Origin of the sequence: Pedobacter changchengzhani (assembly GCF_004354365.1) — a bacterium.
Taxonomy (GTDB): Bacteria; Bacteroidota; Bacteroidia; order Sphingobacteriales; family Sphingobacteriaceae; genus Pedobacter; species Pedobacter changchengzhani.
On sequence record NZ_SJCY01000004.1, the window covers coordinates 168739 to 188854 of the forward strand.

Genomic DNA, 20116 nt, shown 5'->3' on the forward strand with positions numbered 1-20116 from the left:
AAATAGGTTATTTGGCACAATAGAAAGGTTTGTATTACTTATCCGTAAGATTTCAACCGTTATTTAAAGCTATCAATTTATTATTCGTTTGTGTTTAAGTGCTTTTTAAAGACGTAAGCCAGACCCCGATAAGGAGTGAAAATATAAGTATCGTCTTATGTTGTTTCTTTTATTTAAGATTATTCTTTTTAATCAGTTATGTTTTTCTCAAAGTACTCCATAATGGTTTCTTGGAAATCGATTAGATTTTGTAGCTGAGTTTTAATGATTTTTCCTTTATGGTAAATGTCGTACTTGCCATTTTCATCATCCGTTGGTGTGAAAATTATTCCATTTTCAATACTTCCAATTTTGTCTGTTACTAAGTATCCAGTCATTAAAGGTTGCGTTTTTTCTGCATAGCGACCTAAAAAAATCCGCAATAAAGCGTCTTCCTGCGAAAAAAAATTGGCTACAGAATCAAAAACAGCATCAATATCATTCAAATCTGCAGGGATAGTCAGTCGTAAAAAAAGTTTATATGATTTGTCTAATCTATAACCTTCGGTGTTTTCAAATTGCATTTTGCCAATGTGGCTTTCAATTTTGCCCTTAACTATTTGGTTAGTTATCGTACTGCTTTTTGGTAAATTGTTGAGATCAAAAGCAATCGCTTCGATAGAAGAAATCACTTTTTCATCATACAAAAAATTCCGAACCAAAAATTTATCTCTGAATTCAATTTTAATTTGGGTATTTGGTTCTTGTGCATTTGTAATTAGGATGAGATCATTCACTTTAGTAAACGTCAGTGCATTTCCATAATTCATGGCATACATTTCTACTATCATACTTTCTAATTTCTCTCCGATATAATTTTTAGTAGTTTGTCCACTTTCAATCTTCACAGTGATAGAATTTTGGATTTGTCCAAAGGATGATGCGCTCATAAATAGTAAAACTAAGAAGAATATTTTTTGAATATTGAGTCGATTTTTCATAACCATTATTTAGAAGGCAATTTTTTATAAACGGTAATCTTGTTTTTTATAAAGCCGTTTTTATCAATATGGATGTCCCATTTTTGATGTCCAATAGTATCTATATCTTCTTCGCCATTTTCAACGTAGCCCCAATCTACTTGGTCGAAAGTAATCTCCGTTTTGTTGATGATTTTCATTGCAATAGTATGGCTAGTCACATCAAAATCTGTCGCCGTACCAATGTATAATTTATCAATTAGGTTTAGTTTTTTATCATGCGTGCATAAAAACATTTGTGCAGAAACGGCACTGTTGTAGAGCATACCGGCTGAAATTCCATTCCCAGGATTCAAATCGAGTTTTTTTGCAGTCAATTTGAACAACCGTTTAATCGTATCGGTAATGTTGGGATAATACTTCGCTAAACTTTCTTTTGTGAGTTCTCCATAAATGGGTAAATCATTTCTCGAAATTTTTGTGGTGTCTGGTTTTAACAAGACGTCGGTAGCTCTTGCGTTATCTTCATTCACTTTTGCTGTATCAACAGTTATTGAATCCGTTTTTTTATCAGCTTTTTTATTAGATGTGCAACTGATCGCCATCAAAGATAAAATGATGATATTTATAATTGAATTCTTCATTTATTTATTTCTCTTACTTGTTCTTACTGCACTAGATTTGATAATTTCAGCGACATAAACACTATTGGTATTTTTGTAGATTGCTACAATCATCGTTGCTATCCCTTCTTGAAAATCCGTTTTAATTTCTAGAATATATTTGCCATCTTGTTTTTTCACGCCAATAATTTCGTCATAATTCCCATCATCTGCTTTAAGTTCAAAATACGGATAATCATCATACACATATTTATTTTTTATCATTCTCACAAGACCTTTGTATTGTGCGTTTTTATCAGAAAAAATAACCGGACTTCGAGTTTGGCATCCCGTTAATCCATTATCGTCTGCAACGCCAATTCCATAATATTGGGTAGGGGTAAAGGAGATTTCATTTCCTTCAATTTTAACGGTTTTGTTTTGCTCGTCATTAAGTAATTGGTAAACTTTTCTACCCTCTACAACACCTTCCAAACCTTTCGCTAATACCTTAACATATTTAAATTCTTGGCAATATTCATCTTTTGGATTTGCTTTATAAGTGCTGTCGCTCACACCAATTACTTGAATAATCTGTCCATTCATAAATGAAATATCTTTAATTTCATTTAGACGCTCGTCCAATAATTTAATGTCCTTACCAATTAAAACGCCTTCGTTAGTAGTTTTTTTAAAAGGGATAGCTTTAGTTTTTTTGACTGCATCGCGCTTTAGAGAAGTTTTAACTTCAGATTGCTTTGTGCTTGAAGTGTTTCTATTCTCTTGGCAGGAAATAAAGAATAGAATCGGTAGGAGATAAATTAGTTTTTTCATATTGACACTTTAATTCTTTACGTTTTCTTTTCTATACGATTTAATCTGTGCTAAAATATTCCAAATGAAGGCACAATAAAAGCCAACATTTAAAATCGAGAGCAATAATGTTGAAAGTTTAAAACCATCTTGTTGAAACATCTTGTAAGCCAATACCGAAAATGCGGGACACAAGAATAACAGTCCGATATTAATTAATAAAGCCTTTTTATTAAACTTTTTTACTGTTTTAAAAGTAGGAATACCTCGGTTTTTAAGTGCATTTTGATAGGAGGTAAGTGCTGTAAATTCTACATTCCCTGCGTTTTCGAACCCTGTTCCGTGACCAATCAAATCTTCTACAATCAGGAATTTAATTTTTAATGGTTCATCGGCTTCAATGGCTAATAACTCATCATTAAGCGCATCGCAAAACTCATCAAGTGAGTTATAGAACCCAGAAAATTGGGATATGTCCAGTTCTAGGTGGTCGTAATTTTTAGATTTTTCTTTAATAAGATCTATAAAGTCATCAAAAAGCGGAATGGTTTTAGGAAAGTGCTTAAGCAGAAATATCCGTCCATTTTTAGCATTTATTTCAAACCTTTGTTTGCTTATCGATATTTCGTTGGAATTTAGAGCTAAATACTTTTCGGTTTCCTCTTCATCATGAGTGCTTTCATAGGTTTCAGCTTTTTTCCAAACTTCAATTTGTTGCCCTAGAGTTTCTTTATCTAATAGCAATAACCAGAAAAACGGCAAAGAGTTATTTGCATCAAAAATATTTAATGCTTCATTTTCATTTTTTAGATATAGATAGCTTCTGTTTCCCATGTGTTCACTTCTTAGAGTTTTATAAAGTATTTTAGCATTGATTCTATTTACAGCTTCTAATTATCTTCAAGGTTAGGGTATTGAATACTTTTGCCTATCAGATCTCTATAGCTTTTTTAAATATTAATCCAACACTTTGAGCCGTCGAATTCCGAAGTTAGTTTCACATCGTCTTCGCTTTAATCTATTATATAAATCTTAAATTTTGTTTGGTCTTTTATGGGATCATCTTCATAAATATTTTCTTTTGTGATTGAAATCTTCACACCAGCATTTTCAATTTCTAGTCTATCGCCATCTTGGTCTACTACTTTACCAGTTTTTCCGTAATAATCTTTCACTTTCTTAAAATCATCCTTTGTAAATGAAATAAAATCTCCGCCGATTGTACCTGCTTTATCAGTACTTACATTGATATAGGTTACTTTGCTGTTAGGATATTTGCTTATCAGTTTAGTTACTGGTTCAGGTAGTTTTTCAGCATCAGAACTTTCTCTATAATAATAGCTTATACCGCCTTTATCATTTGGAGTTCCTTCTGCCTCGCTACTGCTTTCGTAATAATTTATACCTACCGCCGTTAATAGTAACATTGGTAAACCGATACCTATGCACAAGAAGAAAATTTTTCTGCGCTCTTTGTTTTGTAAAAGAAAAAGAATGGAACTCATAATTTATTGATTTTTAATTTGCTTTGTAAATAAGTTAAGCTGTCTATAGTTTAACGTTTTTTGGTAAATGTAAGATTTACATTAAAAACACGGTTTTCTTTTTAATTATATGCTTCAAAATTCTCACCACCAATCCTGCTTCCAGTTTCTTTTATAATTGGTAAATATTTTTTGTTAAAAATCACAAAATCAATTTCAAGTCTTTTTTCAAAATACGATTTTTCGCCAGCGCTTACGGAATAAGTTTTCTCCATTTTTACCAACCGATAAATAAAATCTTCGTTTTGGTAATCGGAAATTTTTTCACCGCTGAAGTCAGATTTGCTTGCTTTTCCTACTTTGTATTTCGACTTTAAAAAACGTTCTAACGTATCAATCACAGCTTGTTTCATTTCTGATTTTGACGCTTTTACCATCACAAAGTCGCCATCTTCACTCTCAATCATATCCACCTTTGGAAAATAGACTGTATTTAAAACAGCAATTGTATCAGTTTCTTCGCTCCATGCAACGGTTTTGTAAGCATAACCAAAGGTTTTTATAGGCTTCAACTTTTTAGTCGTCCAACCACTTTTGCTATCAATGTATATCCTATCCGATGACTGACCATCTTTAAAATAACATAAGGTATCTTTAACAATAAATGGATTGTCTAAAAGTTTGGAAGCTTCCTCTTTATCTATTTTTTTTGGGTCTTTGGCCAGCGTTTCATTTGTTGTTTTTAATTTTTGATTATAAAACTTAGCTACATTAAAATTTGTAGTGATGTTAGCCAGATTTACAATTTTCTCTTCTTGCGCTGAACACGATGAAAGTGATAGCGTGATCACTGAAAGTAGGATGATGTTATTTAGTTTTTTCATTTGTTGAAAGGTAAGACTTCAAAAAATTTGATTTGTGTTTAAAATACTTATTTATAATGCTGGAAAATACCGGAATCTGTAGGCGTCCAAAACGCCGCTTTTTGCCCTGCAACTTTTAGTGCATTATTTGTCCAGGTATTGCAAGTGCAAAAGAAGCTATAGCGCCCACTTGCCTCATAAAAAGCATCATTTTCGCCGTAGACAGCATTTGTTGGGACTAAAATATTTTTACCGTCAACGTCCTTATCAAACTTGGTATCTATAAATTTGATCAAATCTTGGTATTGCTTTGAGGTTAAAAACATCTTTTTGCAGTCGTCGTCTTCTTTCATTTCGGTGTAGTAGGTGCAGTGTAAGGCAGACTCGCCTAACCAAAATGCCGCTTTAAACGCAGTAGAAAATTTGAGTTCAGCCCAAGTAGGAGTGTCGAGATAGAAGCCCTTGTCTCCCCATCCTATGCCAATGTATTGATAGTCTGCCGTAGCGTCTTTTGTATTAGCATAAGGAATTTTTGTGTTCCAGTCTATTTGTGTGCTTTTCACAGGCAACACAATATCGGTGTGCACACCGTTGGTATAAATATAGACGGGAATATTTGCAACATCTGTGGTGGCTTTTTTTGAAACTTCGATATAAGGCAAGGCTAATGCGAGAATTACATAGATGATTACGATAGCTAATATCCCGCCTAAAACACGCAGTATATTTATGATGATTTTCTTTACCATTGTTGCTGTTTTCAATTATTGAAAATGTTTATGTCAATTCAATTTTTCTTAGTCAAAAACCATTTTAAGGCTTCTATAATCTATCCACTCTGCAGATTTTTTGCTGATGGTGCTGATCACGATAACCGTTAATTTATTCTCTTTAGTCGTTAAGTTTTCTTTAGAAATTACGTAATAGTTGGCCTTGTTTTTATCATCATTCCATTTGGTGAGTTCTTGAATAATATGGTCTGTTTCTGGCTCCCCATTGTTATCTACAAATGCGGGACGAGCCTTCGTGCTTTCTACCTTTTTGTAGAAAGTGTTTTTTCCAAAATTATTCTTCAGTTCGGCTAATATTTTTTTACAATTAGGATTGTTTTCTAGCTCTAATTCATAGCAAAATGTAGATTTATCATTTTTTAAATAAAAAACCACCAAACTTTTTATCTTCCCGATAGCAACATCGTTGTATTTATATTTATATTTTACATCGAACGCAAATTCTTCATAATCTAAATTCACGTTATATTCCAAATTGCTATTGTCGTCCTTGGTTAAATTATAAGGCTTTAATAGGATGGCTAAAGGCTGATTGAGTTTTATACCATTAATCGGAATGGCATCGGTTTTTACATTAAACGAGGTAGTATCAATCTCTTTAATTTCTTTTGTAACCTGAGTTGTGTCAATTTCCTTAGCATTTTGAGTAGGGTTATCTTTAGCCGTTCTTTTAGTTTCGGCATTGCAAGAAATGATCAAAGGTAAAATGATGGCCATTAAAAAAGTTTTTTTTGTGAGTTGTTTCATTTATTTGCTGTAGATTCCTTCTTAAAGATGATGAATATTCTTCAATTTTTCAGGCTGTTTTATTATTCGTAGTGTTTGGGTTATTATTCGTGCTGAATTAATCTTTTAATGATCTTTGGAAGGCAAAAATTTCAAAATATATTCTACTCCCGAAATTTCCTTTTCGCTAAGGTATCACGCTTCTTAACAACCCCAGATTTAATTTCTATTACCAACTGAGTTTCTGGTTATTTTAACGAATAAGCTTTAAAAGCTGTCGAATAATTGTGCAAATCAATCAAATAATCATCTTTTCATAGACAAGTTTGAATTATATGTATTTTAGTGACTCAGATAAAATTTGTAAAATAAATGAGAGCACTATCAACAGCCTTTAATTTTTAGAAATTATTGTTCACAAATAATATGAGAAAACTCGTTTTGATCTTCTTATTTATTTTTGCCAATCAGTTGGTAAAAGCCAGCGAATGTTATGATTACCATACTTCCAGAACCACAAAATTAATGGTTAAAGGTGGTAAATTATATTTTCAATTTACAGAGAAAGACCATAATGGTTTTACTTATGTCAAACAAAATAACAGGATAGTAAAAGGTATTGATTTTGCGAGTTACAAATTTTATGGAGAGTACGAAAGTATGGATCGGAAGTAATAAATCTTATGCTTCATAAAGGCTTTTTAAAATTTAAATATGAAAAATTCAGCTTTCATTTTTTACTGCATATTGGTTAATCTAGTAATTGGAAATATTACGCTGTTATTTTTAATGCCGGATACATCAATTTTGTATCACTTAATTATTTTGTTATTCGTTACGCTTTTTTATATTCGCTTATTTTCTAATTTGAAAGCAGAGACCTCAAAAATATCCAATTGGAAGTTGTTTTTTAAAGCGGTAATTGCCAGCCTTGTATGTATGATCATTGCCTGTATATTAACTTCTATTGCTAATCGATTGCCACATGACGATATGGTAACTGCAGGATTAAAAGGAATTTTACCATTATCTGTTTTTGCGTTGTTTTTTTCAGCTCCAGTTTGGATTTTAATCTCGATTTTCAATTTTTTATTTTTCAAAAAAATTGTGCAGAACGAAAAAAATAATCTTTCTTGACCTAAAACGAATAATCTTCCATTTTTCACAGATTTAAGGATAAACACTACGCATAACAGTTCTCCAAAAAACGGTAGTGGATTTGTATTATATTTAACCATGCGTAAATCGAAAATTAGAAAAAGAGCTTTTATACTTTGTTTGCTATCCATAACCTTTGGCTCTTGCATTTCTAGATTATCAAGACCACAGATTACAGGTACGATTGTAAATTACGATAAAAAACCGATAAAGGGTTGTAAGGTTGGAGAAGTATTGACGGATGAAAATGGCCATTTTACCTTACCAGAAAGACGCTACAATGCTTTTCTTTTAACAGAAATTATGGTAATGGAAGCACCGCCTTTATTTGTTTTTGAACCTATTGAAAAGGAGGGTTTTGAGAGTGATGTTATTTCTATGAGCAATCCGTTTGGTGGCGGAAAACCAAAAGGAGCAAAATCACCTATCGATACTATTTTCCTCAAGAAAAAGAACCAGCAATTTGATTTACCCAAAATGCTAAATAACAGCAATTGGAAATTGGCCTATACCAAAAATGCCGACACCATTTATATGATAAAAGATGGTTTTGAAGAATGGTGCAAAACAGACCGCTGTGGTAGTTTTTTGATGGATTACAAGGTATTAACCGATAATTATTTTTATTCTAGCGCGAAGAATCTCCCGGAAGGAATGATTAAAAGATTTATAGATGTCGCATTTAAAAAAAATAATCCTAAAATTGAGATAATCCGAATTAGACAATATAATTCTACTTTTGATGGACCAAATATACCGCCAGATACGTTGAATACTTCTGGTGTTTGGAAGTTAAAAAATGACAGTTTGATCACGCTCAATATTGATAAAATAAAAGCCATTTCTGGAGAATTTAAAATTTCAGACATCGATTTATACCAATTAAAATTGATTAAAACCAAATGAAAAATTTAATAATAAACGGTTATTTAAGTTTAATTTTGGGAGGCAGTTTGCTTTCTTGTCAACAAGTAACGGAGCAAAAGCAAACCAAATCATCAGAACTTGAAAAAAGCAAGGTTGATAAAACTGACACTGCTCAAAACATTGCAGGTCAGAATAAAACCGTAAAAATAGTTACAGATACTGTCACTTTTGTGGAGTATGATGATAATGGCGATTATCCGCTTTTATTTGCAAAGAAAGGAGGGAAGCGGTTCACCTATATTTATAATACGGATAAAGATGTTGATTTCTTGAGGGATGACCAATTGTTGATAAAATGGAAGTTAGACAGTACTTGGATTGCTGGCGAAGGCGAAAAATTAGAAATGAGACCATGGATTACCGAGGCCAAAAAAATCAAAGACGGGAGCGTTGCCAATTATCGAAAGCAACATAAAAAGCCCCTAAAATATTGGACGGCAGAGAAAGATGGCTACAGCGATACTTTTAAAGATTATTTATACACGTTAGTAGAGTATTATTTGGCAAACACAAAAAACGAATTGGTGAAGCTCAATTTAAAATCGAATGCCAATTTAGTTTATTCTATAGAGGATGGGCAGAAAAACGGTCGCTCTTACACCATTTTAGGGCTTTCCACAGAATTTGAAGACCATTCTAGCATCATCGTTTGGTTGTATTTGGACAATGAAACCCGAAGGTTTTATGAATATGATTTGGCTAATGATAAATTGGTGGAGTTTAAATAAAAAACATAAATATTCTCCACCTCAAAATATTTAAAATGATGAAAATAAAAATATCTTTATTGTTGACCATGTTAGGATTACAAAGTTGTAAAGGTCAGGAGCAAAAAGTTTTACCAGAAGAATTCAATCAATACTCGGTTTTAAATACCAATTTTAAATCGGATAATTTCGAAATTGTGTTGTTATCGGAAGTGCTCAATTACATGCCTCCACATCCTATACGCTTGTTTTACAGCGTAAACAAACACGTTATTTTAGAGGAAAGTAGAGATGATAATCAGCAGGAAGAGGGCTTGCATTACTACAAGTTAGATGAAAATGCAAATGTTATAGATAGCCTTTACGCACCGTACTCTGGGGTAGAAAATCTGATATTCATCGGCGATTACAACATTCATAAACGCCATCATGAAGATTCTACTTATGATACCTGGCCATTAAACGGAGATAAAACGCAGAAAAAAATGGCTGTTTTAAACGAGGATTTAAGTTGGCCCGATGAAAAAACGGCTAAAAAAGAAGAAGAAATCGTAAGCAAAGCAACTTATTATTTTTACGATGCATCGTATAATACCAACACAAACAACCAACGATGGACTTTGCAAAAAATCTTTTATTTCATGGATGGGAATTGGCAGATATTGTACAGGCCATTTCCAAAGATTATCCGTATTGATGAAGACCTCGATTACAGACGTTATCGGGATAATTTTTTTTACAGCAGTGATGATGGACAATCTGATGCTGTCGAGAATTATAAATTAAAGCATTATCAAAAAGAAGAAAAACTTACCTATCTCCATTCTATTGGTGGTGGTTCGCAGAGTTCTTCTGTAAACGGATGGGTAGGTACTGGTTATTTCGATATTCCGTTACTCAACGATACCCTAAAAGTGAAGAAGTCAAATCTGATTGTGGAGGAGGCGACTCCGGCTGATCCTAAAACGCGTTACTATTTAAGCAACGGTAAAAAAGAGTCCGTTTCTCCATTCAATATTAATGTGTACACCAATCCTGTTTTAAATTTTGCCATATATTCTACCAGTAAGTATAAGGTTTACGCCATAAGAAAAAAGCAGAAATAAACCATTAACCGATGAATGTGAAATTAAATATCGGACTAGTTTTCTTAACGTTAAGCGTTTTGTTTTTAGGAATAAAAGTTGATGACGAATTTGATGATTCTACTCTATTTGTAAAATACAAAACTAGTTTTCAAATTTATTTTAAATCGCCATTAGGCATGTAAGATCTGCCAGCAAACTATCCTAAAGAATTAAGGGCGGTGGAAAATACTTATAATCAATTTGTTAGAAAAAAGCATTGGAGCGATCAACCTTTTTTTGATGTCAGCATTTCTGCGATCTTAATTTTAGGCACATTTTATTTTATGTTTACGGGGATAAAAAAGCAAATTCGCTATGCTAAATAGTACCAAAATAAATTTATGAAAAACATTGAAATCAAGAAGTGGCCAAAAAAGAGAAAATTTACTGCGATAGCAGGAATCATGATTTTACTGATTAGCGTTTTCATTATCTATCCGATAGAAATGGTTAAAGCAAATTTTGTTAGTGATTTTGTTAATACTTATTTAGGCTTAGCAGTTGCGCTGTTGCTTCTGATGTTAGGTTTAATGGGAAAATATTTTGTTCAAGGACTGTCATTCATGTTAATTAGTACTATTTTTGGGTTTACACTCATTGCAGTATCAGTAGAATTTGGCGCAATTTTAGGCTTTATAATAGGTATTCCGTCTGGTGTTATAGCAGGAATGCTGTTTTTAGTAATTAATTTCTACTTTTTAAAGGATGTTAAGCGTTACCGATTACCTACACAGATTATTTCCTATTGCATCATTCTTTGCATTGTTTCCTTTTTATTTTATCATGGAGGCGACTGGATTTACGACATTACACAATATTTCAACAATAAATCTTAATGTAAAACACAATTTAGAGAATTTTAATCGTCGTAAAAACACATTCATTTGCGCAAAGCGACAATCCTTTTAGTACAGAGAATGGTTCAAATACAAAATCACATGAATACACACAAGTTAACTTTTATTTTGCTCTGCACATTCTTTATTTTCGGTTGCAACCCTTTCCCAAGGACTGATGCGCATCCCGAAGTGCCATTATTAGAAGATTTATTGAAAGATAAATCTAAATTTAAAAAGATTGTAGGAATGGAAAATCTTACTGAAATTATTTTTCTTAAAGATGATCGAATTCTTTTAAAGCCTGATAATAGTAATCTGCCGTTCAAAATAATCAACCCTGAAAACAACGTGATTTTAGCAGATAAATACGATTGGAACCTGCCTTTTTACATTGACAAACAGGGAGAGTTATATTTTAATCGTAAAAAGTACTTTTATCCCGATTATAAAAAACAGGAAGGATTTAAAAACATAGTTGTTCAGGATAGTTTGAGTAAAATATCAGAGGAGAATAACGACTTGAATGATTCTATTGGACTTAAAATATGGCAGGATTATGAGGTTAAATTATTGAAGCCTTATGGTTTAGTGCCATGCGGAAATACAATCGTAAACACTGATCAGTGTGATTTTTTTGAGGTGAGAAACAACACTTTAGTTGTAAGACAGGATGAGCGTTTTAAAATTGATTTCGTAAAACAGAAGAATGATATTCCTAAATTTGATGATAACGTTTTAATTGCATGGCATAATGGAAAAATGCCAAACCCTATTTACTTAGCCTATTATCAAATCAATACGATAAAATTTAAATGTGATGATATGACTTATCCCCAAACAGTTGTGATTGCAGATAAAACATATCTTTACTCCGCTAGTGTAGGCCTATATCAAATACTATAAATTATGAAACAGATACTTCTTATTTTTATTTTAATTATCGTGAAAACGCCTTCATTTGCGCAAGATAAAAATCCTATTATTCCAACAACAGGTGCAAACCTAAAATCATTTATCCCAAAAGGCTGGAAAATGATTTTAGAAACCACTGGCGATTTAAACAAAGATGGCTTGGCAGATAAAGTAATCGTCATTGAAAATACAGACCCGAAAAATGTAATTGCTAATGACGGATTAGGGATGAATAAGTTAAACATCAACCCTCGCATAGTATTGGTGCTTTTTAAAACTACAGCTAATTTGTACCAATTGGGAGCTAAAAATTCTGGATTTATTCCTTCAGAAAATGATGCTGAGTCTAGCTGTTTAGCAGATCCATTAATGCAGGAGGGTGGTATCAGTATAGAAAAAGGACTGCTCAAAATTTCTTATCAATATTGGTACAGCTGTGGTTCTTGGTATGTAACCAATAAAAATTATACGTTTCGGTTTCAAAATCAAAAATTCGAATTAATAGGTTATGATGAAGATAGCTTTCATCGCTCAAGCGGAGAAATGTCTAGCACAAGCATTAATTTCTCAACTCATAAAATGAGCGAAACTAACGGCGGTAACGAGTTTAATGAAGAAGAGAATAAACCTAAAACGCGTTGGACTAAGATAAAATCAAAAGATTTACTGTCTTTGGATTATTTAACAAATGATAGGATAGATCATTTTTTGGAAAATATAAAGCCATAATTAATTGTAACATGTTAATTCCCCTTTGGTTGGTGTTATCACCAACCACTAAAATTCTTATGTTGCTAAATATGCACGCTAACCTATTACCCACTATATGGAGCACATTTAATATAATAAGATAGTGATGGATAAGGTAGTGATGGTTGGTGATAACACCAATCTGGTATATCTTTTATTCCCAAAACTTCCTTTTTACTAAAGTGTCATGCTGTTTGCCCATGTTGGATATAATTTCTAGCACCAATTCATGTTCTGTTTCTGCCAGAAGCTTAACTTCAAACCAGAATACGACACCGGTTTTTGTATTGTTGGTCGAAAATATTTCACTAGGTTTTTCCGAGATTGTTTTTTCTAATAAAAAATAACGCTCCACCACTTTATAATGGTCACGATAACCTTCTACTTGGTAGTGAGCTCCATCAATTGGTTTACGAATGTAAAAATCGAAACTGAGCAGTTGATAGATGCTTAAAGTGATAAATGCAAGTCCAAAAAATAGAGAGCTGAAAAACTTAGTTTTTGAACCAAAAACAATAAAAAGGTTGACGATAAACAGGATTAACCAATACCAGAAAAAAGTTAAATAAAGTAGTTCAATATTATAAAAGTAATTGGTTATCAGGTTAATAAATCCAATAATTGGTAATAATATAGCACCTGAAAAAAGTATCGTTTTAGCAGTTTTCAAAATATTTAATGATTTTACAATTTTTAGCAACTTACAATTTCATTCGATAATCTCCTTTCTCCACTACTTTAATTAAAGCAGACATTATATTTCCTTTTTCATAATAAGAAAGCTCGTTAGTTAATAAATTAGTTGCTACGTAATTGATATCCTCATAATTGTCATTAAAATTATTGGTAAGTATCCTAACGGCCTCCTGAAAATCTGAACAATCAGAATAGCTATATTTATCTGCTGTTCCGTAAATACTTTTTAGTTTATCCAAATAATGGTCCCTAATTACTTCAGGATACTTTTTAGTAATAAGAGGCATTAATTCTGTTTTTTCTGCCAAAAAATTAGCTAATGCATTTGCCAACTGTTTGTCGGTTAATACTGCGATGTCCGTTTTTAATATACCTTGTTGCTTGTAATAGGTCAAGAAATCTGCAGTTGGATTAATGCCATGCCCTATAAACCAATCAATTGTTTTGCTGTATCTATCTGTGGGTACTTTTAGGTTTTCTAGTGAAGCAACTGATTTTATATCGTCAATCAGTTTTTGCCAAACGGCTCGACTATCGTTGTTTTTGACTAAACCAATTATTTGATATTGTTTACCAATTTTTTTTAAGAAAAGGATTTCATAATAACTTTTATTCATTTCAAATGGATAACCTATTGCCGGAGCGCAATTACTTACATTAACTAAATAATCTTCATCCTGTGTCGCCACCCTAATTTCTGCCTTTTGAAAAACAAAACCGGTCTTGTTTTTAATGATGGTATCCACAGCAGTAATTTTATAGAAATAATTGCTCGAATAATCATTGATGATTTTACTGGAGTCAATCACGTTCTTTTGGTTGCAAAACAAAATGACATCGCTTTTTAACGTTATTTTTCTAACATCAAAGCTTTGTCCATAAGTGATGACCACTGTAAAAAGTAGGAGTATAGTTAAATAGATTTTTTTCATAGGAACGATTTTTATGAATGATGGATTTAAATTACACTTTCCATAACGAACTTTAAAACTGAATGCGCTTCTTAACTTTGATAACGCAGTTTTAAATTAGGTTTTGTAATAAAATAGGAAGAGAAATAATAGCATGTATATAACTGCAAGTATGCCAGTCAGATAACTTGAATTCATTTTATAATCTAAACGATGTGGTTTGGTCGTAAAATTTGGCATTAATAATTGTGTTATAGCAAGTAACAAAGCCACCCATGTGTATGCGACTAGGTAGTTGAAAAATCCTTCAGTTATAAAATAATTGTTTAAAATTAAAGAAATTACAATCAAGGCGACCACTACTGAGCCTAAAAATATAAATATTTTCCTTTTTGAGACGCTTCCAATTACACCGTAAAACACAAGAGAAGTGGCTAGATTGGCGTAAGGCCAAAAGAATATAATTGTGTATTTAAAGGAACCAAGTTTCCCATAATAGCTCACTTTGTCTTCGCTGAAATATATATAAGCGCCAAAAACGAGTAGAACAATGATCAAGCTGATTAGATATCTGAATATAAAGTTTTTCATTGATTCGAAAGTTAAAATTTAACTATGGCTTTGAATTTTTTTGGTAGCAACTTTACAAAAATATCAGTATTATTTCTGTGAGTTTTACTATGCTTTTAACTTCTATTTAGGAAGACTTTATCTAATAAAAAACGATTACTAATTAGATAAAAAACATTATAGCCAAACTTGCCATGACTACCAAAAAAATAAGCCAATAAGCAACCTTTTTGTTTTTATCAAAACGTCTGTAAATCAATTCTATAATCATAGCCAATAGCCAAATAACTACAATAAAACCACTAAAAATTAAGAAGCCAAACATGGGCCCCATGGTATGCCTGTGCTCATCGCCAATGCAACGTTCGTGGGGATTATAATTAAAAACCACCAAAAAATATAATATGACTATCGGCACTATTAAAAATGCCAATCTGATTAAAATCTGTAAGTACCTTAGTTGGTTTCTCCTTATCCTATTTTTCATGATAATCTAATTTTAATCTGCTTGCTTTACAGCAATTAATTTCCCTAATTCATCAAATTTATATGTGTATGTTAGCCACTTGTTGCCAACTTTGCACTTCGCTACAATTTGTTTGTGTGGTTTATTCAATTTTAAATCGCCAAAACTAACGCCTTTAGTAGATGTTGCTTTTTGTAATTTATTAAATTTTTTAGTTGCGGTGTTATAGATAAATATTTCTTTAATATCTTCCACAACCTCCACACCATTGTAAATAGAAGTGCTAAAAGAGATGTCGTTTATACCATCAAAGTTATAATCTTCTATATTGATATGTCTTGCATCATCTTTATTAATTGTACTCAAAAGTTGTTTGGTTTTACTTCCATCAGCGTAAACAAATGCTAAATTATCCTCATAAAAAACATAATAATGAATTTGTACCCCATGCAAAAGCGCCATATCTTTTCCATCGTAAGTCTCTTTTTCATCAATTAATTCAAATTTAAATTTCTTTCCGTCTTTATACCTGATGTAGTAAATATCAGCTACATTTCTAGGCCATTCCGTGATGCCATATTCTCCGGTAGCTTTACCGTTATACATTTCAGTATATTTATAACTGTAAAAATCTGGCTGACCACTTTCCCGTTCAGTGCTATCAATATCTAGAGCTTTCAATTTTAATGGGATAGGCACATTTTTCCCTTTGTACCAAACAAAAGCACCTTTTTGATGCTGGAATCCGAATGTGAATTCAATAGGTTTTGGGGTGCCAACGGATTTAAACTTCATCTGAGCGAAGGTTAATGTTGGTAATAATAAAGCAATGTAAATGATCAGGTTAATTTTCATTTTCTTTTGGTATTTATTTCGTCCCTCCTTGGATCCATCCCTCTATCAAACCCTATAATAAATACAGTCGCCAAAGCAGTAAACACTATAATTAACGCAATTGCTAAAATCAATATCTTCTTGCCGATGGAATATTTTGTATTGAAAACAAAAAAAGAAATTATTAAAATAATGATGATAATTAATGGTGTTATTCCCATAATTTATAGTTTTTCTAAAAATTTTAATTAATCGTTCGAACCAACAATTTTATCGTTTTTGATTTAAGCTTAATAAATTTTAGTCTCTGGATAAATTAAAATTTAACACACAGTAAATGGTAAAAAAAAGGATGAAACCTAATATTATAATCGCGATTAGCCAAGCCTTTTTTCTTGTAGAATAAGCCGATTGCATCACAACATAAGTTATTAAAGCAACGGATAGGAGGAAAGTTAGGTTTACCCACATTGTTAATAAGCGTTTTCTTTACTTGTTATTATTATTTTAAACTGATATTCTCAGACATTAAATAGTTGAAGTTGATGATTTTATTCATCTCTTCAGCATTTGGATAATTCTTGGTTTGGCGTCGATTAACATCAGCAAAAATGAAGATATGAGAATTGCCCGATTTGAAATATTTTAAAGTAAAAAAAGATTGCACTACTGCTTGTTCGCTATCCTCGTCATATCGGATTGTATATCCTACAATATTGTTTTTTTCTTTTTTGACAATAAACATATTAGGATTTTCCGAGTAATAATTTTCTATGTTAAAAGGCGTAGGATCGGTAGAAAACCAGACACTTACCTGTTTCAATCCATAGTCAATGTTTGGATATACGAGGTCATATATTTTAGAGTTTTTTTGAAACGTGCCAACCAAAATTTTTCCAAATTGCTCATTGTTTACACTTCCGGTTTCTTTTAGTTCAATTTCTTCAGGAATAAGTAATGCTATTTCATGATCAGATTTATCATTACTTATTTTTACCGTTTTTAAGGGGAGTTTTTTTACGGCATTCAAAATTATGGGAGATTGCTTTGCTAATTCCGATTTTAAAGCATTCATTTTTCTTGCGACCTCCTGCTTATGCGCAACATCTTTTGCGATATTCTTTTCAAAATCCTCTTTTGAAATTTGTTTAAATTCTATAATGCCGTTTTTTGGGTCGGTTAAAGTATTGTCTTTAAATTTTATTAAAAATTTGTCACCAGCAAATTCATGATTTTCCATTTTAAAATATTCTTCCTCATCTATATTTAGCTGACTGAGGCTTTTAAAATTCTTTAGACTTACTTTAAATTTTTGGGGTAGTTCAAAAAATAGACTGTCGTTTCGCTTTCTAAAGTTGAAATTTTTCTGAAAAATTTGATCCAGATAAAATTCTTTCATTCCCTTAATTGGTTTTTCATCTGGTCTGTAAACACTTGCAATTTGCCAATAGGTTTCCTTTTCTTGTCCGCAAGATTGTAGAGACAGGGAAACCATTAAAATGAGGACGATGTTTTTCATAATATTTTTTGGACTGTTATTAAAGAAGCTTGATGATTACTTAATTTATTTAACATAATTCTTTAAAAAGTAACTGTCGTTACCATCCTCTTTCTGTTTTTGATTAACAAAATCTTTGTAAGTATATTTTTTATTTTGATGTTCAGGCTTATTTTTCTCAAATAAATAATCACTATAATACCCAAAACCACCAGCGATATAGTAATTGTAGAGCACCTTATTCTTATTGTTTACCACATTCAAATCGGCTGAGATAGTTTTCTTCCCATTGAATTCTGTTGTATGGTTAATTTCCAAAAAATAGGTGTTTTGATTAGCTTCCCATATCCTGAAACTAAAATCTTTTTTATCATCATAATGGTAATCCGCTTCGCCAAACTTTTCTATTAAAGCTTTTTCTAACTTCAGTGATTCATCTTTGGTTACCAATCTCAATTCATAGGATTCAATTTTTCCCGTTTTTTTACTCAATTGGAATGTTACGCTATTGGTTCCGAAAAATGAACCTTCGTCAACCATGGTTCCCGAAAGTTTTTCCTCGCCAAAATATAACGCATTTTCATCTTTAACCCTTATGGATGTTACTTCTGCAAAATCTGATCTTTCTTTAAATTCAAACTTTTTGGTAATCGCATCTTTAGCCATCGGTAGCGTTAGCTGAGCCAAATCAAAATCATGCTTTTGGCAGGATACTAATGGCAAAATAAGCAACATTAACCACATTTTAGATTTTACTTTCATGAGTGTTTTATTTTTATTAATTGTTTTTTAGTAAAGTCATTTTAGACGTTACGTTATCGCCAGAAAACTGAATCGTCATGCTACTATCTGTTTCGCTAATAAACTTTGCATCTTGGATTGACCAAATGGCTATCCTAGTGCTGTCATTTATGGCAACATGCTGGTTCGTATTTGCAACCCGTTTCTCTATTAATCCTCTATTCTCCACAAGCTCCATCAACGGTCTTCCCATTACACCATAACCAACAATTTGAAGTCTGTATTCCGGCGTAATTTGTTTTTTAAAATGTAAGCCACCCCCGGTGGTGGATAATACGATGGCGAAAAATGGAATCATCATAGGTAAAATGCTTAAAATTATACCAGTTATAAGTAAACCAAAATAGATTTTAGTCAATACTTTTTTCCAAAATATTTTAATGATGTAAATTGTGCTAAAAAACCACATCCAAAACAAAATTCTATCGCTCCAATAACCAGCAATACTCAACTTATAAATTGAGTCGCCAATTACATTTGCAATGAGCAAAAGTGAAATTATGATGTACGCCATTAGCGCTTGTTTTTTACTCATTAGTTAAGTTGAAAATTAACAGGCATGCGCATTCTGTACCTGACATCGTTTCCATTTAGTTTAGCTGGGCTCCATTTAGGCATTCTCTTCATCACCCGCATCACTTCTTCATCTAAACCAAACCCCAAACCTTTATCAATTTTAATTTCAGTAACTGATCCATCTTTTTCAATTACAAAAGTGAGTATGATTGTACCTTCAATCCCATTTTCGAGAGCCTCAGCAGGATACTCAACATGCTCCCCAACATACTTGCGAGCATTGTTTATTCCGCCAGGATATTCTGGCAAAACATCAACTTCATCTGGCTTGCCAGAATTATCAACAGCGGTTATAACAGTACCAGAACTTGGAGGTGGTGGTGGAGTCATAGCTACTGGTACGCCGTATTTTAGAAATGATAAAAGTCCCTTACTATTTTGCATGTATTTTCTATAGGCGTCATCGGTAAAACCTTCTCGCTTAAAAATGATTGATTTAGGGAAGATCTCATAAGTAGTGTTTAGTTGAACTTCACCGCTACTTTTTTCTGTAATTTCCTTAATTTCTTTACCCAATACTTTGGTATTACCGACCCTATATAGTAAGTAGAAAGTAGTATCCGCCAGATCGGTATTTGGCCTGCCACCAATAGTGTATAAATTATAACCAACACTACCAAATTTGAAAGATTTTATAAGTTTTCTGGTTTGGGCAGAAGCATTTATCGTAACTAAAAAGAGTAACATTAATAAAATTTTAAATTTTTGAGTATTGTTCATAAGTATAGATTTTGTTAAGCTAAAGTACATTTCTATTTTATTAAAAATTTGCTTTAATTATTATTTGTGTACTTTTTGGTGGTATTTGTATGGTTTGTGATGTTATTCGTAATTAGAAAAACGTATTATCATTTTATAATACTAATTTGGCCGTTACCGAAGGATCTGGGCTATCCGCTTAATCTTTTTTGTTTGTAGTTTTGCCAATGCTTTGGCTAATAAACAAAAAAGCCTGCCGGAAAGGCAGGGATATTGCTTCTCTGTAGAAATTCTCTGGACTATCCTGCCAAGTGCATCTCTTTGAGACTAGCGCAAAACCGACTTTGCCAAAAAATCGTTTTATCCTAAAAATTAGCAAAGTAAATTGTTATTATTGGCTCGATTAT

At 32.1% G+C, this 20116-nt stretch carries 26 protein-coding genes; 8 read left to right on the forward strand and 18 right to left on the reverse strand.

Going from position 1 to position 20116, the window contains the following annotated elements:
- Positions 1–188: 188 nt before the first annotated feature.
- The 8 genes from EZJ43_RS07890 to EZJ43_RS07925 form a co-directional block, all read right to left on the reverse strand.
- On the reverse strand, positions 189–980 hold the full coding sequence (locus EZJ43_RS07890) for a hypothetical protein (protein ID WP_133262160.1): 792 nt from the start codon (positions 978–980) through the stop codon (positions 189–191).
- A gap of 5 nt (positions 981–985) precedes the next feature.
- The gene (locus tag EZJ43_RS07895; RefSeq protein ID WP_133262161.1) at positions 986–1603 is read right to left on the reverse strand and encodes a hypothetical protein; all 618 of its coding nucleotides are present in this window, start codon (positions 1601–1603) and stop codon (positions 986–988) included.
- The gene (locus tag EZJ43_RS07900; RefSeq protein ID WP_133262162.1) at positions 1604–2395 is read right to left on the reverse strand and encodes a hypothetical protein; all 792 of its coding nucleotides are present in this window, start codon (positions 2393–2395) and stop codon (positions 1604–1606) included. It abuts the gene before it with no gap.
- 9 nt (positions 2396–2404) lie between these two features.
- Positions 2405–3208, reverse strand: coding sequence for a hypothetical protein (locus tag EZJ43_RS07905; RefSeq protein WP_133262163.1), 804 nt, complete (start codon positions 3206–3208; stop codon positions 2405–2407).
- Between the two features lie 179 nt (positions 3209–3387).
- Complete coding sequence (locus EZJ43_RS07910) at positions 3388–3879, reverse strand: hypothetical protein (RefSeq protein WP_133262164.1); 492 nt, start codon at positions 3877–3879, stop codon at positions 3388–3390.
- A 101-nt stretch (positions 3880–3980) separates the two neighbouring features.
- Positions 3981–4742, reverse strand: coding sequence for a hypothetical protein (locus tag EZJ43_RS07915; RefSeq protein WP_133262165.1), 762 nt, complete (start codon positions 4740–4742; stop codon positions 3981–3983).
- A 47-nt stretch (positions 4743–4789) separates the two neighbouring features.
- The gene (locus EZJ43_RS07920; RefSeq protein ID WP_207924590.1) at positions 4790–5485 is read right to left on the reverse strand and encodes a TIGR02117 family protein; all 696 of its coding nucleotides are present in this window, start codon (positions 5483–5485) and stop codon (positions 4790–4792) included.
- A gap of 33 nt (positions 5486–5518) precedes the next feature.
- Positions 5519–6259, reverse strand: coding sequence for a hypothetical protein (locus tag EZJ43_RS07925; protein WP_133262166.1), 741 nt, complete (start codon positions 6257–6259; stop codon positions 5519–5521).
- A 405-nt stretch (positions 6260–6664) separates the two neighbouring features.
- On the opposite strand from EZJ43_RS07925, the gene EZJ43_RS07930 reads away from it, so the two are divergent.
- Positions 6665–6913, forward strand: coding sequence for a hypothetical protein (locus tag EZJ43_RS07930; protein ID WP_133262167.1), 249 nt, complete (start codon positions 6665–6667; stop codon positions 6911–6913).
- Positions 6914–7083: 170 nt separating this feature from the next.
- Here EZJ43_RS07930 and EZJ43_RS07935 read toward each other — a convergent pair whose 3' ends face one another.
- Positions 7084–7323 (reverse strand): hypothetical protein, encoded by a 240-nt coding sequence (locus EZJ43_RS07935; RefSeq protein WP_133262168.1) that lies wholly within the window; start codon positions 7321–7323, stop codon positions 7084–7086.
- Positions 7324–7474: 151 nt separating this feature from the next.
- On the opposite strand from EZJ43_RS07935, the gene EZJ43_RS07940 reads away from it, so the two are divergent.
- The 7 genes from EZJ43_RS07940 (at position 7475) to EZJ43_RS07965 (ending at position 12637) form a co-directional block, all read left to right on the forward strand.
- Positions 7475–8302, forward strand: a complete 828-nt coding sequence (locus tag EZJ43_RS07940) for a transthyretin-like family protein (RefSeq protein ID WP_133262169.1) — start codon at positions 7475–7477, stop codon at positions 8300–8302.
- Positions 8299–9051 carry a hypothetical protein gene (locus EZJ43_RS07945; RefSeq protein WP_133262170.1) on the forward strand — a complete coding sequence of 251 codons (753 nt, stop codon included), beginning with the start codon at positions 8299–8301 and terminating at the stop codon, positions 9049–9051. The genes EZJ43_RS07940 and EZJ43_RS07945 overlap by 4 nt, the downstream gene beginning before the upstream one ends.
- A gap of 35 nt (positions 9052–9086) precedes the next feature.
- The gene (locus EZJ43_RS07950) at positions 9087–10136 is read left to right on the forward strand and encodes a hypothetical protein (RefSeq protein ID WP_133262171.1); all 1050 of its coding nucleotides are present in this window, start codon (positions 9087–9089) and stop codon (positions 10134–10136) included.
- Positions 10137–10147: 11 nt separating this feature from the next.
- On the forward strand, positions 10148–10300 hold the full coding sequence (locus tag EZJ43_RS17080) for a hypothetical protein (protein ID WP_165953107.1): 153 nt from the start codon (positions 10148–10150) through the stop codon (positions 10298–10300).
- Positions 10301–10498: 198 nt separating this feature from the next.
- Positions 10499–10993, forward strand: a complete 495-nt coding sequence (locus EZJ43_RS07955; protein ID WP_133262172.1) for a hypothetical protein — start codon at positions 10499–10501, stop codon at positions 10991–10993.
- Between the two features lie 102 nt (positions 10994–11095).
- Positions 11096–11899, forward strand: coding sequence for a hypothetical protein (locus EZJ43_RS07960; protein WP_133262173.1), 804 nt, complete (start codon positions 11096–11098; stop codon positions 11897–11899).
- A gap of 3 nt (positions 11900–11902) precedes the next feature.
- Entirely contained in the window at positions 11903–12637 is a 735-nt protein-coding gene (locus tag EZJ43_RS07965) for a hypothetical protein (protein WP_207924591.1), read from the forward strand.
- 175 nt (positions 12638–12812) lie between these two features.
- Here the strand turns inward: EZJ43_RS07965 and EZJ43_RS07970 are convergent, their stop codons facing one another.
- The 9 genes from EZJ43_RS07970 to EZJ43_RS08010 form a co-directional block, all read right to left on the reverse strand.
- Positions 12813–13328: a hypothetical protein gene (locus EZJ43_RS07970; protein WP_133262174.1), complete on the reverse strand. Its 516-nt coding sequence runs from the start codon at positions 13326–13328 to the stop codon at positions 12813–12815.
- A gap of 31 nt (positions 13329–13359) precedes the next feature.
- Positions 13360–14286, reverse strand: coding sequence for a hypothetical protein (locus EZJ43_RS07975; RefSeq protein WP_133262175.1), 927 nt, complete (start codon positions 14284–14286; stop codon positions 13360–13362).
- Between the two features lie 96 nt (positions 14287–14382).
- On the reverse strand, positions 14383–14856 hold the full coding sequence (locus EZJ43_RS07980; RefSeq protein ID WP_133262176.1) for a hypothetical protein: 474 nt from the start codon (positions 14854–14856) through the stop codon (positions 14383–14385).
- 142 nt (positions 14857–14998) lie between these two features.
- Complete coding sequence (locus tag EZJ43_RS07985; RefSeq protein WP_133262177.1) at positions 14999–15322, reverse strand: hypothetical protein; 324 nt, start codon at positions 15320–15322, stop codon at positions 14999–15001.
- Positions 15323–15334: 12 nt separating this feature from the next.
- On the reverse strand, positions 15335–16156 hold the full coding sequence (locus tag EZJ43_RS07990) for an XAC2610-related protein (protein ID WP_133262178.1): 822 nt from the start codon (positions 16154–16156) through the stop codon (positions 15335–15337).
- A gap of 481 nt (positions 16157–16637) precedes the next feature.
- Positions 16638–17654, reverse strand: coding sequence for a hypothetical protein (locus tag EZJ43_RS07995; protein ID WP_133262179.1), 1017 nt, complete (start codon positions 17652–17654; stop codon positions 16638–16640).
- A gap of 45 nt (positions 17655–17699) precedes the next feature.
- Positions 17700–18395: a hypothetical protein gene (locus EZJ43_RS08000; RefSeq protein WP_133262180.1), complete on the reverse strand. Its 696-nt coding sequence runs from the start codon at positions 18393–18395 to the stop codon at positions 17700–17702.
- Positions 18396–18411: 16 nt separating this feature from the next.
- Entirely contained in the window at positions 18412–18969 is a 558-nt protein-coding gene (locus EZJ43_RS08005) for a hypothetical protein (RefSeq protein ID WP_133262181.1), read from the reverse strand.
- Positions 18969–19730, reverse strand: coding sequence for an energy transducer TonB (locus EZJ43_RS08010; RefSeq protein WP_165953108.1), 762 nt, complete (start codon positions 19728–19730; stop codon positions 18969–18971). Before EZJ43_RS08010 ends, EZJ43_RS08005 begins: the two co-directional genes overlap by 1 nt.
- Positions 19731–20116 lie beyond the last annotated feature (386 nt).